Source organism: Mycobacterium sp. (assembly GCF_052145595.1).
GTDB lineage: Bacteria > Actinomycetota > Actinomycetes > Mycobacteriales > Mycobacteriaceae > Mycobacterium.
Genome location: NZ_JBKQOI010000080.1, coordinates 1 through 16234, shown reverse-complemented (window position 1 = coordinate 16234; position 16234 = coordinate 1). Strand labels below are relative to the sequence as shown.

13 protein-coding genes are annotated in these 16234 nt (G+C 66.8%); 9 read left to right on the top strand and 4 right to left on the bottom strand.

All coding sequences use genetic code 11. The annotated features are described in order from the left end of the window. The first annotated feature begins 50 nt into the window (after positions 1–50). The 5 genes from ACLP4W_RS06135 to ACLP4W_RS06115 all read left to right on the top strand — a co-directional run bounded on the left by ACLP4W_RS06135 (position 51) and on the right by ACLP4W_RS06115 (position 5812). Positions 51–341, top strand: coding sequence for a metal-sensitive transcriptional regulator (locus ACLP4W_RS06135; protein ID WP_442385123.1), 291 nt, complete (start codon positions 51–53; stop codon positions 339–341). A 122-nt stretch (positions 342–463) separates the two neighbouring features. Continuing rightward, entirely contained in the window at positions 464–1705 is a 1242-nt protein-coding gene (locus ACLP4W_RS06130) for an MFS transporter (protein WP_442385121.1), read from the top strand. Between the two features lie 116 nt (positions 1706–1821). Further along, positions 1822–2820, top strand: a complete 999-nt coding sequence (locus ACLP4W_RS06125; RefSeq protein WP_442385119.1) for a L,D-transpeptidase — start codon at positions 1822–1824, stop codon at positions 2818–2820. Positions 2821–2968: 148 nt separating this feature from the next. Next, entirely contained in the window at positions 2969–3547 is a 579-nt protein-coding gene (locus ACLP4W_RS06120) for a TetR/AcrR family transcriptional regulator (protein ID WP_442385117.1), read from the top strand. Between the two features lie 18 nt (positions 3548–3565). After that, positions 3566–5812 carry a molybdopterin-dependent oxidoreductase gene (locus tag ACLP4W_RS06115; RefSeq protein ID WP_442385115.1) on the top strand — a complete coding sequence of 749 codons (2247 nt, stop codon included), beginning with the start codon at positions 3566–3568 and terminating at the stop codon, positions 5810–5812. Here the strand turns inward: ACLP4W_RS06115 and ACLP4W_RS06110 are convergent. Further along, positions 5796–7772, bottom strand: a complete 1977-nt coding sequence (locus ACLP4W_RS06110; protein WP_442385113.1) for a M13 family metallopeptidase — start codon at positions 7770–7772, stop codon at positions 5796–5798. The genes ACLP4W_RS06115 and ACLP4W_RS06110 overlap by 17 nt on opposite strands. Positions 7773–7814: 42 nt before the next feature. Between ACLP4W_RS06110 and ACLP4W_RS06105 the strand changes: the two genes are divergently transcribed. Next, a complete protein-coding gene (locus ACLP4W_RS06105; protein WP_442385111.1) occupies positions 7815–8456 on the top strand; it encodes a hypothetical protein in 642 nt (213 codons plus the stop codon). Continuing rightward, on the top strand, positions 8453–9142 hold the full coding sequence (locus ACLP4W_RS06100; RefSeq protein WP_442385109.1) for a hypothetical protein: 690 nt from the start codon (positions 8453–8455) through the stop codon (positions 9140–9142). The genes ACLP4W_RS06105 and ACLP4W_RS06100 overlap by 4 nt, the downstream gene beginning before the upstream one ends. Positions 9143–9146: 4 nt before the next feature. On the opposite strand, the gene ACLP4W_RS06095 is transcribed toward ACLP4W_RS06100, so the two are convergent. Next, a complete protein-coding gene (locus tag ACLP4W_RS06095; RefSeq protein WP_442385107.1) occupies positions 9147–9674 on the bottom strand; it encodes an XRE family transcriptional regulator in 528 nt (175 codons plus the stop codon). Continuing rightward, positions 9671–12712 (bottom strand): MMPL family transporter, encoded by a 3042-nt coding sequence (locus tag ACLP4W_RS06090; RefSeq protein WP_442385210.1) that lies wholly within the window; start codon positions 12710–12712, stop codon positions 9671–9673. Before ACLP4W_RS06090 ends, ACLP4W_RS06095 begins: the two co-directional genes overlap by 4 nt. A 324-nt stretch (positions 12713–13036) precedes the next feature. On the opposite strand from ACLP4W_RS06090, the gene ACLP4W_RS06085 reads away from it, so the two are divergent. Further along, positions 13037–13561 (top strand): hemophore, encoded by a 525-nt coding sequence (locus ACLP4W_RS06085; protein WP_442385105.1) that lies wholly within the window; start codon positions 13037–13039, stop codon positions 13559–13561. Between the two features lie 86 nt (positions 13562–13647). On the opposite strand, the gene ACLP4W_RS06080 is transcribed toward ACLP4W_RS06085, so the two are convergent. Continuing rightward, complete coding sequence (locus tag ACLP4W_RS06080) at positions 13648–14820, bottom strand: lysylphosphatidylglycerol synthase transmembrane domain-containing protein (RefSeq protein ID WP_442385103.1); 1173 nt, start codon at positions 14818–14820, stop codon at positions 13648–13650. Positions 14821–14978: 158 nt separating this feature from the next. On the opposite strand from ACLP4W_RS06080, the gene ACLP4W_RS06075 reads away from it, so the two are divergent. Continuing rightward, a complete protein-coding gene (locus ACLP4W_RS06075) occupies positions 14979–16115 on the top strand; it encodes an AI-2E family transporter (RefSeq protein WP_442385101.1) in 1137 nt (378 codons plus the stop codon). Positions 16116–16234: the final 119 nt, after the last annotated feature.

Sequence of the window (16234 nt, the reverse complement as noted above, 5' to 3'; positions counted from 1 at the left end):
TCGGTGTATCTGACGGGGCCGATCCGCCCACCGGGAGGGCTTTGAGCGCGATGACGACCGCACACGGGTATTCGCAGCAGAAGGACAACTACGCCAAGCGGCTGCGGCGCATCGAGGGCCAAGTCCGCGGCATCGCGCGGATGATCGACGAAGACAAATACTGCATCGACGTCCTCACCCAGATCAGCGCGGTCAGCAGCGCCCTGCGGTCGGTGGCGCTGAACCTGCTCGACGAGCACCTGAGCCACTGCGTGACCCGTGCCGTGGCCGAGGGGGGAGCCGACGCCGACGACAAGCTGGCCGAGGCCTCCGCCGCCATCGCGCGCCTGGTCCGTTCCTGACGGTCGCCGTTGCGGCCTGTTGAAACGCCAAGTTGGGTGAAGCCTTCCGGGCGGTGCGTACGGTAAGGTCAGCGTCACCGCGCCAGCAACTCTTGCCCGGCCGACTGCGCAACCAAGCCGCCATGACTGCCGAAACCGGAATTGCCACCGCAGCCGAGCGAACGTGGACGCCACGGGTCGCCGCTCAATTGGCGGTACTGGCGGCGGCGGCCTTCATCTATGTCACGGCTGAAATCCTGCCGGTGGGTGCGCTACCGGCGATCGCACGAAACCTGCAGGTCAGCTTGGCCCTGGTGGGGACCCTGCTGTCCTGGTACGCGCTGGTTGCGGCCCTGACAACAATTCCGCTGGTGCGCTGGACCGCGCACTGGCCGCGCCGGCGGACGCTGGTGATCAGCCTGACCTGCCTGACGGCCTCGCAGGTCATCTCGGCGCTGGCGCCCAGCTTCGCGGTGCTGGCGGCCGGGCGGGTGCTCTGCGCGCTCACCCACGGCTTGCTGTGGTCGGTCATCGCCCCGATCGCCACCAGGCTGGTGCCGCCCAGCCACGCCGGACGTGCCACGACGTCGATCTACGTCGGAACCAGCCTGGCGCTGGTGGTAGGCAGCCCGCTCACGGCGGCCATGAGCCTGATGTGGGGCTGGCGGGTGGCGGTGGTGTGCATCACCGTGGCGGCGGCCATCGTCACGGTGGCCGCGCAGATGATGTTGCCGGAGATGGTGCTCACCGAGGATCAGCTCAGGCACGTGGGCCCGCGCTCGCGCCATCACCGCAACAAGCGGTTGATCACGGTGAGCCTGCTCGCGATGGTCGCCGTCACCGGACATTTCGTTTCGTACACGTTCATCGTGGTGATCATCCGCAACGTCGTCGGTGTGCGGGGCCCGAATCTGGCCTGGGTGCTGGCCGCGTACGGGGTTGCGGGCCTGCTGTCGGTGTCATTGGTGGCGCGGCCGCTGGATCGCCGGCCCAGGGGGGCGATCGTCATTTGCATGGCGGGGTTGACGGCCGCGTTCGTGGTGCTCACCGCGCTGGCGTTCGGCGGCCAGACGTCCGCGGCGACGGCGCTGATCGGGACGGCCGCGATCGTGTTGTGGGGCGCGATGGCCACGGCCGTGTCGCCGATGATGCAATCCGCCGCGATGCGCAACGGGGCCGACGACCCCGACGGGGCGTCGGGCCTGTACGTGACGGCGTTCCAAGTGGGCATCATGGCCGGCTCGCTGGCGGGTGGTCTCTTGTATGAGCGCAGTGTGGCGCTGATGCTGACCGCCTCGGCGGGTCTGATGGGGGTCGCGCTGGCCGGCATCGCGGCCAACCGGCGGATGCTGGACGTTGCGCCGGCAAGCTCACGTAATTCATAGCTGCGCAGTTCACCGGCATGAATTGGGCTGATGCCCGGCCGCTTCCGGCCGCGGAAAAGGTAGCTGGCGTTCCCGCTGTGCCACACTATTTCCAGAACCTGACTGGAGGTGTGCATATGGCGGGCTGGACGTGGCGAAGCCGCTTCGCCGCTCTGAACGCAGCCGGACTGGCTTCCGTATTGGTGCTGGGCGCCGGCCCGGCCCTGGCGGATCCCGACCCCGCTCCCGGCGATCCGGGCGTGGTCGCCGCACCCGCGGACCCGCCCGCGCCACCACCCTTGGTGTTGCCACCCTTGCTGCTGCCGCCGCCGGCCGACCCGCTGGCGCCGGCGCCCGGCCCGGTGGCATTACCGGTGGTGGCGGGCCCCGCTGCCGGACAGGACCCGACCCCGTTCACCGGCACCGCGCCGTTCGGGACGCCGAGGTTCGTCCCTGCGGGCGGTTCGACAGTGGGGGTGGGCCAGCCGATCATCATCAATTTTCCGGGTCGGGTTGATGACGCCGGCGCGGCCGAAAGCGCTGTGCATGTCTCGTCGGTCCCGCCAGTCTCGGGCAAGTTCTACTGGATGACCCCGACGCAGCTGCGCTGGCGCCCGTTGAGCTTTTGGCCCGCCCACACCGCGGTGACCGTCAATGCGGGCGGTACGGTGAACACCTTCCAGACCGGAGACACGCTGGTGGCGACGGCCGACGACGCCACGCATCAGCTGACCATCACCCGCAACGGCACCGTGGAGAAGACCTTCCCGATGTCGATGGGCATGTCGGCCGGCAACCATCAGACCCCCAACGGCACCTACTACGTCCAGGAGAAGATGCCCTCGGTGGTGATGGACTCCTCGACTTACGGGGTCCCGGTCAATTCGACCTACGGCTACAAGGTGACGGTCGAACTGGCCGTCCGGTTCGACAACGTCGGTGACTTCGTGCACAGCGCCCCGTGGTCGGTGGATGATCAGGGAAAGCGCGACGTCAGCCATGGCTGCATCAACATCAGCCCCACCAACGCGAAGTGGTTCTTCGACAACTTCGGCGCCGGTGATCCCATCATCGTGAAGAACTCCTCCGGCGGCGATTACAAGAAGAACGACGGCTCCAACGACTGGCTGAACTGACTCTCGGCGAGCCGAACAGACGCAGAATCGCCCTATTTCGATAGAAATGGGCGATTCTGCGTCTTCTCGTCGAAATTGCCGAGGGCCTTGCTCGTCCCGCGATTATGTATAGTATCATACATAGACCCGCAGCACCGAGGAGTGACGAATGCGCAGCCCACGCGAGCGGATGGTGGTCTCTGCCGCGCTGTTGATCAGGGAGCGGGGCGCGCACGCCACCGCGATCTCGGACGTTCTCGAGCACAGCCGGGCACCGCGTGGGTCGGCGTATCACTACTTCCCGGGCGGGCGAACCCAACTGCTCTGCGAGGCGGTCGACTACGCGGGCGAGCACGTCGCCGGCGTCATTACGGAGGCCAGTGGGGCCCTCGAACTGTTGGACACGTTAATCGACAAGTACCGCCGGCAGCTGCTCGACAGCGATTTCCGCGCCGGATGCCCCGTCGTGGCGGTCTCCGTCGAAGCGGGCGAGCAATCCGACCGTGAGCGGATGGCGCCGGTAATCGAGCGCGCCGCGGCGGTGTTCGACCACTGGGAGGACCTGATCGCCCGGCGCTTCATTGCCGACGGAATACCCCCGGACCGGGCCGGCGAATTGGCGGTGTTGGCGACGACGTCCGTCGAGGGTGCGATCTTGCTGGCCCGGGTGCGACGCGACCTGACGCCCCTCGACGTCGTTCACCGCCAACTGCGCAACCTGCTTCTGGCAGCGGGCGCCGAAACCTAGAGAAAGGGAACCCCCACGATGAGCGGTGAATGGCAGTCCACTGCATGCATCCTCTGTGAGTGCAACTGCGGCATCGTCGTGCAGGTCGAAGATCGCCGGCTGGCCCGAATCCGGGGCGACAAGGCGCATCCGGCGTCCCAGGGCTACACCTGCAATAAGGCGTTGCGGCTCGACCACTACCAGAACAGCCGCGCCCGGCTGACCTCACCGATGCGCCGGCGCGCCGACGGTACCTACGAGGAGATCGACTGGGACACCGCGATTGTCGAGATCGCCGAGGGGTTCAAGCACATCCGTGACACCTATGGCGGCGACAAGATCTTCTACTACGGCGGCGGTGGGCAGGGCAACCACCTGGGCGGTGCCTACAGCGGTGCCTTCCTCAAGGCCCTGGGAGCGCGCTACCGGTCAAATGCGCTGGCGCAGGAGAAGACCGGCGAGGCCTGGATCGATGGGCAGCTCTACGGCGGTCACACCAGGGGCGAGTTCGAGCACGCCGAGGTGGCGGTGTTCGTCGGGAAGAATCCATGGATGTCGCAGAGCTTTCCCCGAGCTCGCGTGGTGCTCAACGAGATCGCCAAAGATCCGGCCCGGTCGATGATCGTGATCGACCCGGTCGTCACCGACACCGCAAAGATGTCCGACTTCCATCTCCGGGTTCGGCCCGGCACCGACGCCTGGTGTCTGGCCGCGCTGGGCGCGGTCCTCGTCCAGGAAAACCTGTGCGATGAAGCGTTTCTCGCCGAGCACGTGCGCGACGCCGACGCCGTCCGCGCCGCGCTGCGGGAGGTGCCGGTCCCCGACTACGCGCAGCGTTGCGGGGTCGACGAGGAGCTATTGCGTGCGGCGGCGCGGCGGATCGCCGCGGCCGCCAGCGTCTCGGTGTTCGAGGACCTCGGAGTTCAGCAGGCACCCAACAGCACCCTGTGCTCCTATCTGAACAAGCTGCTGTGGATCCTGACCGGCAACTTCGCGAAAAGGGGCGGCCAGCACCTGCACTCGACCTTCGGCCCGCTGTTCAGTCAGGTGTCCGGTCGGACACCCGTCACCGGTGCGCCCGTCATCGCCGGACTGATACCGAGCAACGTTGTGCCCGAGGAAATCCTGACCGATCACCCGGACCGGTTCCGGGCCATGATCGTCGAAAGCAGCAATCCGGCTCACTCGCTGGCCAATTCGGCCGCCTGCCGCGAGGCCTTTCAGGCGTTGGAACTGATGGTGGTGGTTGACGTCGCGATGACCGAGACCGCCAGGCTCGCTCACTACGTGCTGCCCGCGGCCTCCCAGTTCGAGAAGCCGGAGGCCACCTTCTTCAATTTCGAGTTCCCGGGCAACGCGTTTCAATTGCGTCGGCCGTTGCTGCAGCCGTTGCCGGGGACTCTGCCGGAACCGGAGATCTGGGCGCGGCTGGTGCGCGCGCTCGGCGTGCTGGACGACGCCGATCTGCGCCCGCTGCACGAGGCCGCGCGGCGCGGCCGCCAGGCGTACGCCGAAGCGTTTCTCGCCGCCGTGGCAACCAATCCGACCGTGGCAAGGTTGGTTCCCTACGTGCTTTACGAAACACTGGGACCGACGCTGCCGGACGGATTGTCCGGCGCGGCCGCCCTGTGGGGACTCGCCCAGAAGGCCGCCATGAGCTATCCTGAGGCCGTCCGGCGTGCCGGTCACGCCGACGGTAACGCGCTGTTCGACGCCATCCTCGACAGCCCGTCGGGGGTCACGTTCACCGTGCACAACTACGAGGACGACTTCGCGCTGATCAGCCACGCTGACCATAAGATCGCCCTGGAAATACCCGAAATGACCGACGAGCTAACGGCGTTGGCCGCAACGCCGGCCGAGCTGACCACGCCGGAGTTTCCAATCGTGCTGTCGGTGGGCGAGCGGCGCGCCTACACCGCCAACGACATCTTTCGCGACCCGTCCTGGCGCAAACGGGACGCTGACGGGGCGCTGCGCGTCAGCGTCGAAGACGCCCAGGCCCTTGGGCTTGCCGACGGATGCCGGGTCCGGATCAGCACCGCGGCCGGCACCGCCGACGCGACGGTCGAAATCACCGAGACCATGCTTGCCGGCCACGCGGCCCTCCCCAACGGCTTTGGGCTCGACTACGTCGACGACGACGGGCTTACCGTCGTTCCGGGCGTCGCTCCGAACGTGCTCACCTCCACGGAATGGCGCGACCCCTACGCCGGCACGCCGTGGCACAAACACGTGCCCGCGCGAATCGAGCCCCTGCTTACCGGGGTCAGTTCCAGATCCTGACCCTGCTCTTCGGCTCCAAGAACAACGCGTCGTCCTCGGCCACGTCGAAGGCGTCGTAAAAGGCGTCCAGGTTGCGGATCACCCCGTTGCACCGGAACTCCGGCGGGGAATGCGGGTCCACCGCGAGTCGCCGGATCGCTTCTGCCTCACGCGATTTGGTCCGCCACACCTGCGCCCAGCCGTAGAACACCCGCTGCACGCCGGTGAGGCCGTCGATCACGGGGGCGGGCCGGCCGTTCAGCGACAGCTGGTAGGCCAGCAGCGCGATGGACAGCCCGCCCAGGTCGCCGATGTTTTCACCGACGGTGAATGCGCCGTTCACGTGGTGGCTGCTGTCGAGTCCCCTGGGCGCGTATACGTCGTATTGCTCGATCAGCGCCTTGGTGCGGGTGCCGAACTCGGTGCGGTCGTCGTCGGTCCACCAGTCGACCAGATTGCCGTTGCCGTCGTACTTGGCGCCCTGGTCGTCGAAGCCGTGCCCTATCTCGTGTCCGATCACCGCCCCGATCCCGCCGTAGTTGGCGGCGTCGTCGGCTTGGGCGTCGAAGAACGGCGGCTGCAAAATGGCTGCGGGGAAGACGATTTCGTTCATCCCCGGGTTGTAGTAGGCGTTGACGGTCTGGGGCGTCATGAACCATTCGTCGCGGTCCACCGGTCCGCCGAGCTTGGCCAGCTCGCGATCGTGATTGACCGCGTACCCGCGTTGGTAGTTGCCGTAGAGGTCGTTGCGGTCGATCACCAGCTTGGAATAGTCGCGCCACTTCGCCGGGTAGCCGACCTTGGCGGTGAACTTTTCCAGCTTGGCCAGCGCACGCTCGCGGGTTTGCGGCGTCATCCAGTCCAGCTCGGTAATGCTGAGCCGATACGCCGCTTGCAAGTTGTCCACCAGGCCGTCGATCCGGGCCTTGGCGCCCGGCGGGAAATGCTGCTGCACATAGAGTTTTCCGACGGCATCGCCCATCAGGCTCTCCACCAGGGACACCGCCCGCTTCCAGCGGTCCCGGATCTGCTCGGCGCCGGTCAGCAGGCGACCGTAGAACCCGAAGTCCGCGGCAACGATGTCGTCGGTCAACCAGGGGGCGCGGGCGCGGATCAAACGCCAACGCGCCCAGTGCTTCCAGTCTTCAAGATCGCCGCTGTCCCACAGCGCGGCGAACGCCGTGAGGTAATCGGGTTGGCGCACAACCAGTTCCGCGACAGCCTCCGGCGTGCTGCCCAGCGCGTTAACCCAGCCGGTCCAGTCGAAGCCCACCGCCTCGGTCTGTAGCTCCGCGAAGGTGCGCAGGTTGTAGGTGAGATCGGCATCACGGCGCTTGACGACATCCCAGTGCGCGGCCGCGAGTTTGGTCTCCAGCGCCACGATGCGAGCCGCGGTCTCGGTGTGGTCCCCGCCGAAGACGAGGCTGAACATCCGCGCGATGTGTCCCGGGTACGCCGCCAGCACCTCGGCGTGCTGCTCGTCGCGGAAATACGACTCGTCGGGCAATCCGATGCCGGATTGGGTGAAGTGCACCAGGTAACGCGCCGAGTTCTTGGCATCGGTGTCCACATACATCGCCACGCCGCCGCCCACCCCGGTGCGTTGCAGGGCGCCCACCACGGCGGCCAAGGCGGAAGCATCGGCACAGTTCTCGATGGTGGCCAGCTCGTCGCGCAGCGGTTGCACCCCCCTGCGTTCGACGGCTTCCTCGTCGAGGAAGCTGGCATACAGGTCGCCGATGCGTTGTGCGTCGCTCCCGGCCGCGGCGCCGCTTTCGCTGGCCTCGACGATCAGGTCGCGCACCTGTTCCTCGGCGCGGTCGAACAGGCAGCGGAAGGCGCCGTCGGTCGCCCGGTCCGCGGGTATGTCGTATTCGGCGAGCCAGCGGCCGTTGACATGACCGAACAAGTCGTCTTGGGGGCGGGCGTTCGCATCGACGTAGCTCAAGTCGATGCCCGATTGGATGGCCTCTACTGTCACCCCGCCATCCTTCCATCTTCTTTTGGGTGCGACGATCGGGCCATGCCCGACGGCGAGCAAACCGAGCCACCGACCCCGGAAGAAGCCGCCGACTCTGCAGAACCTGACTCCGGGCCCGAAACCGCCGGCGGCGCGATCTTCTCCAATTACGGCATCGCGTCGACCTTTCTCGGCGTGCTGTCGGTCGCCGCGGTCGTGCTCGGCGTGCTGATCTGGTCCGCGCACCGCGACGAGGCGGCCGAGCGCACCTACCTGACCCGTGTCATGCAGACCGCCGCCGACTGGGCGGGCGTGCTGATCAACATGAACAGCACCAACATCGACGCCAGCCTGCAGAAGTTGCACGACGGCACGGTCGGAGAACTCAACACCGACTTCGACGCGGCCGTCCAGCCTTATCGCCAGGTGGTGCAGAAGTTGCAGTCGCAGAGCGCCGGCCGGATCGAGGCGGTGGCCATAGAAACGGTGCACCACGACCTGGATACCCAGCCCGGTGTCTCCCGGCCGGTCGTTACCACCAAGTTGCCGCCATTCGCCACCCGAACGGATTCGGTGATGGTGGTCGCGACGTCGGTCAGCGAGAACGTCGGCGCCAAACCGCAGACGGTGCACTGGAACTTGCGGCTCGACGTCTCGGACGTGGACGGCAAGTTGATGATCTCCGGGCTGGGATCGATCCGATGAGAAACCTGTGGCGGCTGCTGGCCTTCGACATCGTGGCCCCACTGGCCGCGATCGCCGCGCTGCTGGCGATCGGAGTCGTACTCGGCTGGCCGCTGTGGTGGGTGTCGGCGTGCTCGGTGCTGGTCCTGCTGATCGTCGAAGGGGTGGCTGTCAATTATTGGCTGCTGCGCCGTGATTCGGTCAGCCTCGGAACCGATGACGATGCACCGGGGCTGCGATTGGCCGTTGTGTTCCTGTGCGCGGCCGCGCTATCGGCGGCGGTGCTGACCGGGTACACGCATTGGACGAGGTCGGACCGCGACTTCAGAAAGGATTCCCGCGAGGTGGTTCAGGTCGCGACGGGGATGGCCGAGGCGATGGCGTCGTTCACCCCGAGCGCCCCGACAGGCTCCATCGACCGGGCCACGGCGATGATGGTGCCGGAGCACGCGGGCGCGTTCAAGGAGCAGTACCAGAAGTCCAGCGCCGACCTTGCGCAGCACAACGTCACGGCGCAGGCCGCCACGCTGTCGGCCGGGGTCGAGGCCCTCGGGCCGTCGGCGGCCATGGTGGCGGTGATCCTGCGGGAAACCCAGAACACGCCCGGCCAGCCGGCCAGTCAGGCGGCGCCGGCGCTACGGGTGACGCTCACCAAGCGCGGCAGCAACTGGCTGGTGTCCGATGTGGCGCCGATAAACTCCCGCTGACGCATCAGTTGGATTCGGGCGAACGTGCCGACTTCACCTTGACGAACCGATCCGACAACCGGCGAATCCGGATCATCAGCGAGGCCGACGGGCTCATGCTGCCGTCCAGATAGGCGGCCAGATCCTCCGAGCTCACCCCGATACGGGACGCGAACTCCAGTTGACCCAGGCCGGAGCGGTCGACCAGCAGCCGCACGTGGCGGGCCACCTCGGCGCGTTCGTTGGCCTCGAGGTGCGCGCGGGCGCGCTCCAGCACCTCCCACAGGGCCTTGGAGATGCCGTAGGGCCGCGTGCCGTCGAGGACCTCTTCCACCTGGCGGGCGGTCCGCCCGTACGGGTCGCGTTTCAAGGCGGCGGCGATGCGCTTCCAGGTGGCGATGTCACCGCCCTGCAGCGCCGCTCGGATGGCGGCGGTCGGCCAGAACTCCACCGGCTGGTCGGGGTCCTGGGAAGACCCAGTGCTGGGGCTGTGCTGTTCGCTTGCGCGCCGCTGGGGCGGCGACGCGGGGCGCCGGTCGGATGCCAACGTCACCTCGCCTCCTCCAGCATTGCCACAGCCACTGACAGGCAGCGCTGCCTGACCTCTTCCCAGTCGGCCTTGGCGTCGGGTTCGGACAATTGTTCGTCGCCGAAATCGGAAGGGTCTGGATCTGCGAGCCGACGGACCAACTGGGTGGCGATCCATTGCCGCCTGGGTGTTTGACAACAGTAATACCTGTCCATACCGGCCAGCACTAGCGCGGCGGTCTCGGGCTCTACCGTCTCGACCATGTCAGCAAAGTCGGCGTAATCGCGGCTGCTGTTACGGCACATGATCAGGTAGCCCTTGAGGCGCAGCGCTTCCGCCCCGGTCGGGACGAGCAGCCGGTCGCCGGTGGGCAATTGAACGTGGGTGGTTTCCACCGGACTGCGCCGTTCGAATTTTGGCTGGTCGGTGGTGTCCGTGTCGGTCTTCCGATTGGTTTCCAGCGCGTCGATGGCGACCGACAGTCGCCCGCGCCACAGCGTGACCGGATGAACCGGCCGGTCCCCTCCGGCGATAACGCGGGCGATGCCGTTGCGCGACGCCAGGCCGGCGGCCAGCTTCTTGGTCGCAGGGTGACCGTTGGCGCCGGCCGGGCCCGTCGAGACCGCCACGTCGTCATCGCTGATGCTGACCTGGTGGGGGATCTGTCCGGGGCCCAGTCCCCGGCCCTCGTTCTGGCCCTGCGCAAGGCCGACTTGCGTCCTTATGCCGTTGCGCCCACAGCCGGTGAAGGCGAGCGGGTCGGCCACGCAAATGGCATCGGGCGCCAAGTGCTTGAGCTTCGCGGCCGACTTGAGCACCATCCGCAAGTCAGCGCTGGGCGCCGTGAGGGCCGAGATGTCGTCGGGGATCACCACGACGTCACCGAGGTCGACCTCGGGCAGCGGCCTGTCGAAGTCGACCGACGGCAAGACGCGGGCCAGCCAGCGGGGCAGCCACCAGTTCCACTGGGCGAACATCGCCATCAGCGCCGGCACCAGGACCAGCCGCACCACGGTGGCGTCCACCGCGATCGCAACGGCGCACGCCACCCCGATCTCGGCGACCAGCGGCATACCGGCGAACGCAAAGCCGATGAACACCGCGATCATGATCAGGGCGGCGCTGGTGATCGTGCGTGCGCTGGTGCTCACGCCGTAGGCGACCGCGTCATGGGTGTTACCGGAGTGCAGGAAGCGTTCCCGGATGCGGGTCAGCAGGAAGATCTCGTAGTCCATCGAGAGACCGAAGGTCATCGCCAGCACCAGGGGGGGAACGGTGCTGTCGATCGAGCTGATTTGTGTGAAACCGAGATCCTGTAGCCAGCCCCATTGGAAAACCATCACCAGGCTGCCGTAGGCGGCCGCGACCGACAGCAACGTCATCAGCACGCCCTTGAACGCCAAGAACACCGAGTGAATCGAGATCAACAGCATCACGAACGCGATCAGGGCGACGAAGAGCAGCACCAGCGGCTCGGTCGCAGACACCCGGTCGTCGAAATCCTTGATCAGCGCGGTCGGGCCGCCGACGTCAACCCGCGCCGTTCCAGCGTCGGGAATCTTGGGTAGCTGCGCGCGCATCCAGCCGACGGTTTCCCGGGCCTTCATGTCCTCGGGATCGACCGATAACACCGCGGACAGCAGAACGCTGCCGTTGTCCTCGGCGAATTGCGGCGGTGACACCGAGACGATGTTGGGAGCCTGCGTCATCCGCTCACGGATTGCGGTGATCGTCTGGCCGTGCTCGGGTGAGGCCGCGCCGCCGTCGGGAAAGGTGACCAGCACCCGAATCGGGCCCAGCGCGCCGGGTCCGAGCGCTTGGGCCGCCGCGGCCACCCCGGCGCGGATCTCGTGCGCGGAATCGAACTGGCGCAGCAGGCTGTTGCCCAGCACCATCGAGGCCGCCGGCACGGCCATGACGAGCAGCACTGCCGACGCCGCCATCGCCGATATCCACGGCCGGCGCATCACCCACCCGATCCAGCGGTTCCAGAACCGGGACTGCGAAGTCTCCGGCTGGCGCGACCAGTGCAGTAGCGCCGACCTCTTGGCGGCCGCCCGGCCGAACGTCGCCAACACCGCCGGCGTCATGGTGGCCGCTGTCAGCATCGCCACCGCGACGGCCAGAATCGCTCCGGTCGCCATCGACTTGAGCGCCGGGGTGTTGATCAGGTAGATCCCGGTCAGGGAGGCGATGACGGTCATCCCGGACAGCACCACCGCAAGCCCCGACGTGGCCATCGCGGCGTCCACGGCTTCGGTCGGCTGGCGGCCGGCACGCAGTTCCTCGCGGAAACGCATCAGGATGAACAGCGAATAATCGACGGCGAGCGCGATCCCGAACATCGACACCGTCGACGTCACGAACACCGACATGGTGGTGTAGGCGGACAGCAGGTAGACCAAGCCCATGGTGACCACGACCGTGCAGATGCCGAGGGCCAGTGGGATCGCGGCGGCGGCCAGCGAACCGAACACCGCCAGCAAGACGATCAGAATGATCGGCAGGTTCCACCGTTCGGCGGCGGCGATGTCGTGCTTGGTGTTTGCCGCCGCGGCAGCGCTGAGTGCGCCCTGCCCGATGACGTACAGCCGCACGCGGCCGTTGGCGGTCTGACCGGGCTGGTCGCCCTTGACGCCAACCTTTTGGCGGAGCTGCTTGGCGATGTCACTGGTGTTGGCGTTGCGCGCGTCCAGCCGCAGCGACACCACATACGGCCGGTCGGGCTGCGGCGGCCGCTGGGTGGGGTTGGGCGCCTCGGTGACTCCGGTAAATTCGCCGGCGATGCTTCTCAGCTCTGCGACGGCGTCGTTGATGTCCTGGTAGCTGGCGTCCGGTCGGGGGGCGGCCACCAGCGCCAACGAGGATGCTCCCTGGTCGTGGTAGAGATCCTCGAGTTGATCGTGGACCACTAGCGACTGCGAGCCGGCGACCTCGAAACCGCCGCCGGTGAGATTCCCGGACTGCGTCATCGCCAGATAGACGGCCGGCACCAATGCCAGCAACCAGCCTGTGAAGACCAACCAGCGGTACTTACGCAGGCTGCGGCTGAGGCGCATCATGAACTGCTGGATTTCTTCACTCCCGGGTATCTCACGCAATGCGTGCAGGCGAGAATACCGCAGCCAGCTGTGGATTATGTCGGCTCATCTGCTTGCTGAGCTGCAAAGACACCGATGTTGCCAAGACGCAGCGAAGTTGTTGTGAACCGGTGACCGAGCGGGATTTCGGTCACATGAGTTGGCAGCGGCGACATCGGGGATGGCAGGATGTTGCGGTGGCCGCGCGGGGCACCCGGGGAACCCCGCCATTAAAGAGCCTTCTATCGCAGCGTTTGCGAGGTGTCAGGACTCGGCAGGCCATCGCAAACTCCTAAGGAGTTATCCATGACGACGGGCACCGCGGCCAGGCGCCGCCGACTGTTCGCAGGGCTGATCGCCACCACAGTGCCGGGCGCTGCCATCGCGGTCCTGGCCGGGCCACCGGCGACCGGTGCCAACGACCCGTGCGCGGCCAGTGAAGTCGCCAGGACGATCGGTTCGGTCTCCAAGTCGATGGGCGATTACCTGGACTCGCACCCCGAGACCAACCAGACGATGACCACCATGCTGCAGCAGCAGGCCGGGCCGCAGTCGTTCACATCGCTGAAGTCCTATTTCGAGGCCAACCCCAAGGTTGCCGGTGACTTGACGTCGATTGCGCAGCCGCTGACCAAGCTGTCGATGCAGTGCAAGCTGCCGATCAGCATCCCGCAGGCCATGGGCATGATGCAGCAGGCGCAAGCCGGCGGCGGGCTGCCGGGCCTGCCCGGCGGTGCGGCGGGCGCGCTGCCGATGGGCGGCCCGGCGGGCACCCCACCCCCGGCGACCAACCCGCTTCCCGGTCCGCCGCGGGGGAATACCGCCGGCTGACGTCGGCCGGCGCCCGGTGTGAACTGCATGACGCGTCGTCGGCGCGTGCCGTCGCGTCCATTCACACTCAACGGGCCGAAAGTCGGTTACCCGCGCTCAGGCTTGGGCTCGGGCGGCGGTAAGGGACCCTGCAGGGCGGTCTCGGTCGGGTCGGCCCCGGGGTCACCCTGGTGCCCGACGGGCAGCGCACCGGTGTCTTCGTCGTCGGGGTCGGCTTCCTCATCCGTGTTCTCGGTGCGGAACACGAAGAAGAACACCACCCAGCCGACAGCGGCGATGAGTAACCAGCTGATCAGCCGGTAGATCAGCATCGCCGAGATGGCGCTTGGCAACGACATGCCGCTAGAGACCAGGCCGGGCACCAGCACCGCCTCGACGACCAGCAACCCGCCCGGCATCAGCGGTATCGTGCCGACCGCTCGAGCGGCCGCGCACGCGACCGTCAACCCGGCGATCGACGCGTGGTCGCCGGCCGCATACGCAGCGAAGCCAAGGCAGGCAACATCGCAGACCCGGGTGAAAAGTGACCAAGTGAATGCCACCGCCAGGTCGCGCCGGCCCAGGCTGACCGATTCGAGCTGCGTGAGGGTCTCGCGCCACTTCTTCAGACCGGACTCGGCCGGCCTGCCACGAACCGAGTTGACCCATGCCAGAACCCGGCAGCCGATCCCGTCGATCAGCTCAGGCCGTGATGCCACCGCCTGGGCGAGCAGCAACAATGCGACGAAACCGCCCAGCGTGAACAGCAACGAGAACGGGTTGTTCTTGGCACCCAGGAAAAATGCGCCGCCCAGACCAAGCAGTGCCAGCCCGAGCACGTGTAGCACGCCCGCCATCACCAACTGCCAGGACGCCACCAACGTCGATGCACCCCAAATCCGTTGCTGCCGAAGCAGAAACGTGGCAGACAGCACCGGTCCGCCCGGCAGCGTGGTGCTCAACGAGTTGGCCGCGTAGTAGGCGGCTTCCGACCGCCATTGTTTGACGCGCACGCCGGCGGATGTCAGCAGGGTTCGCTGGATCTGGGCGAAGCTGTGCATCGACGCGGCCGCCGCCAGCACCGACGCGAGCAACCACCACCAGTTCGCCGTCCACAAGCTCATCCAAGCCTTGGCCAGCTGGTCCCACCCCAGGGCGACCTCGACGGCAAGCACGATCGCGACGATTCCGAGGGTCACCCATCGCACCCACCAATACCTGCCGCGCGGGGTCGGCTCGCGCGTCAGTTCGAGCTTGCGGACGGGTGCGTCATGCGACACGCGTTTTAGGGTAACCGCGCAGGTGGCGAAGCGATCGTGACGCGGCTCCGACCGTGTCGCCGTCGTAACCGGATCGTGTCGGCCGGCGAGGCCTGAGCCGGGCCCGAAACAGTCGTCGGGCACGTTTGGCGGCGTGCCGTGCCGGATAGGCTTCCCAGATGCCGGCAAACTCCGACGACGCTTCGGTTGAACCGCTCGTCCGCAAGACTGCGGCCTGGTCGTGGCGGTTGCTAGTCATCCTGGCCGCGGCGATCGCCCTGCTGTGGGTCATCGAGAAACTCGAAGTGATCATCGTTCCGGTGTTGCTGGCATTGATGATGAGTGCGTTGCTGGTCCCGGTGGTCGACTGGATGGACCGAGGCCGCCTGCCGCGTGGTGCCGCGGTGGCGTTGGTGTTGCTGGGCGGATTCGCGATTCTGGGCGGCATCCTGACGTTCGTCATCACCCAGTTCGTCTACGGTTTGCCCGATCTGACCGAGCAGGTGACCCGCAGCATCGACTCCACCCGTAGGTGGCTGATCGAAGGGCCGCTGCATTTGCGGGCCGAACAGATCGACAACGCGGGCAACGCCGCCATCCAGGCGTTGCACAACAATCAGGCGAAACTGACCAGCGGCGCGCTGTCCACCGCGGCTACCCTCACCGAAGTGGTCACCGCCGCGGTGTTGGTGCTGTTCACGCTCATTTTCTTCCTCTACGGCGGCCGCAACATCTGGCAATACGTCACCAAGATCTTTCCCGTCGACGTTCGGGAAAGGGTGCGCGAGGCGGGCCATGCCGGATACGGCTCGCTCATCGGGTACGTGCGGGCCACGTTCTTGGTCGCCCTGACCGATGCGGCGGGTGTCGGTACGGGATTGGCGATCATGGGCATTCCACTGGCGCTGCCGCTGGCCTCACTGGTGTTCCTGGGCGCCTTCATTCCGCTGGTCGGTGCCGTGATCGCGGGCTTTCTGGCCGTGGTCGTGGCCCTGCTCGCGAAGGGCATCGTCTATGCGCTGCTCACACTGGGTTTGCTGATAGCGGTAAACCAACTTGAGGCTCATTTGCTGCAGCCGTTGGTGATGGGTCGCGCGGTGTCGATTCATCCGCTCGCGGTGGTGCTGGCGATCTCCACCGGCGGTGTGCTTGCCGGGATCGTCGGCGCCTTGCTCGCCGTCCCGACGGTCGCATTTCTCAACAACGCGATACAGGTGCTGCTCGCTAAAGATCCGTCCGCCGAAGCCGACAAGCAGATCGAGGACGCCGACGATGCCGGCGTCGTCTTCCAGGCGAAACCGGACAAACCCGACTAATGGGAGTCGATCAGCGTGGCGTTGACGGCTTGGGGTTGGGGGGCGAGACGCTGGTCATCGAGCCGCTGGCCGGTGAGCACTTCGTCCGACTGGAATGTGATTCCTAAGGCTAGATCGTG

Coding starts and splice junctions, on each gene's coding strand:
- ACLP4W_RS06075 (WP_442385101.1), top strand. CDS start 14,979: ATGCCGGCAAACTCCGACGACGCTTCGGTTGAACCGCTCGTCCGCAAG.
- ACLP4W_RS06105 (WP_442385111.1), top strand. CDS start 7,815: ATGCCCGACGGCGAGCAAACCGAGCCACCGACCCCGGAAGAAGCCGCC.
- ACLP4W_RS06100 (WP_442385109.1), top strand. CDS start 8,453: ATGAGAAACCTGTGGCGGCTGCTGGCCTTCGACATCGTGGCCCCACTG.
- ACLP4W_RS06085 (WP_442385105.1), top strand. CDS start 13,037: ATGACGACGGGCACCGCGGCCAGGCGCCGCCGACTGTTCGCAGGGCTG.
- ACLP4W_RS06090 (WP_442385210.1), bottom strand. CDS start 12,712: ATGATGCGCCTCAGCCGCAGCCTGCGTAAGTACCGCTGGTTGGTCTTC.
- ACLP4W_RS06115 (WP_442385115.1), top strand. CDS start 3,566: ATGAGCGGTGAATGGCAGTCCACTGCATGCATCCTCTGTGAGTGCAAC.
- ACLP4W_RS06130 (WP_442385121.1), top strand. CDS start 464: ATGACTGCCGAAACCGGAATTGCCACCGCAGCCGAGCGAACGTGGACG.
- ACLP4W_RS06120 (WP_442385117.1), top strand. CDS start 2,969: ATGCGCAGCCCACGCGAGCGGATGGTGGTCTCTGCCGCGCTGTTGATC.
- ACLP4W_RS06135 (WP_442385123.1), top strand. CDS start 51: ATGACGACCGCACACGGGTATTCGCAGCAGAAGGACAACTACGCCAAG.
- ACLP4W_RS06125 (WP_442385119.1), top strand. CDS start 1,822: ATGGCGGGCTGGACGTGGCGAAGCCGCTTCGCCGCTCTGAACGCAGCC.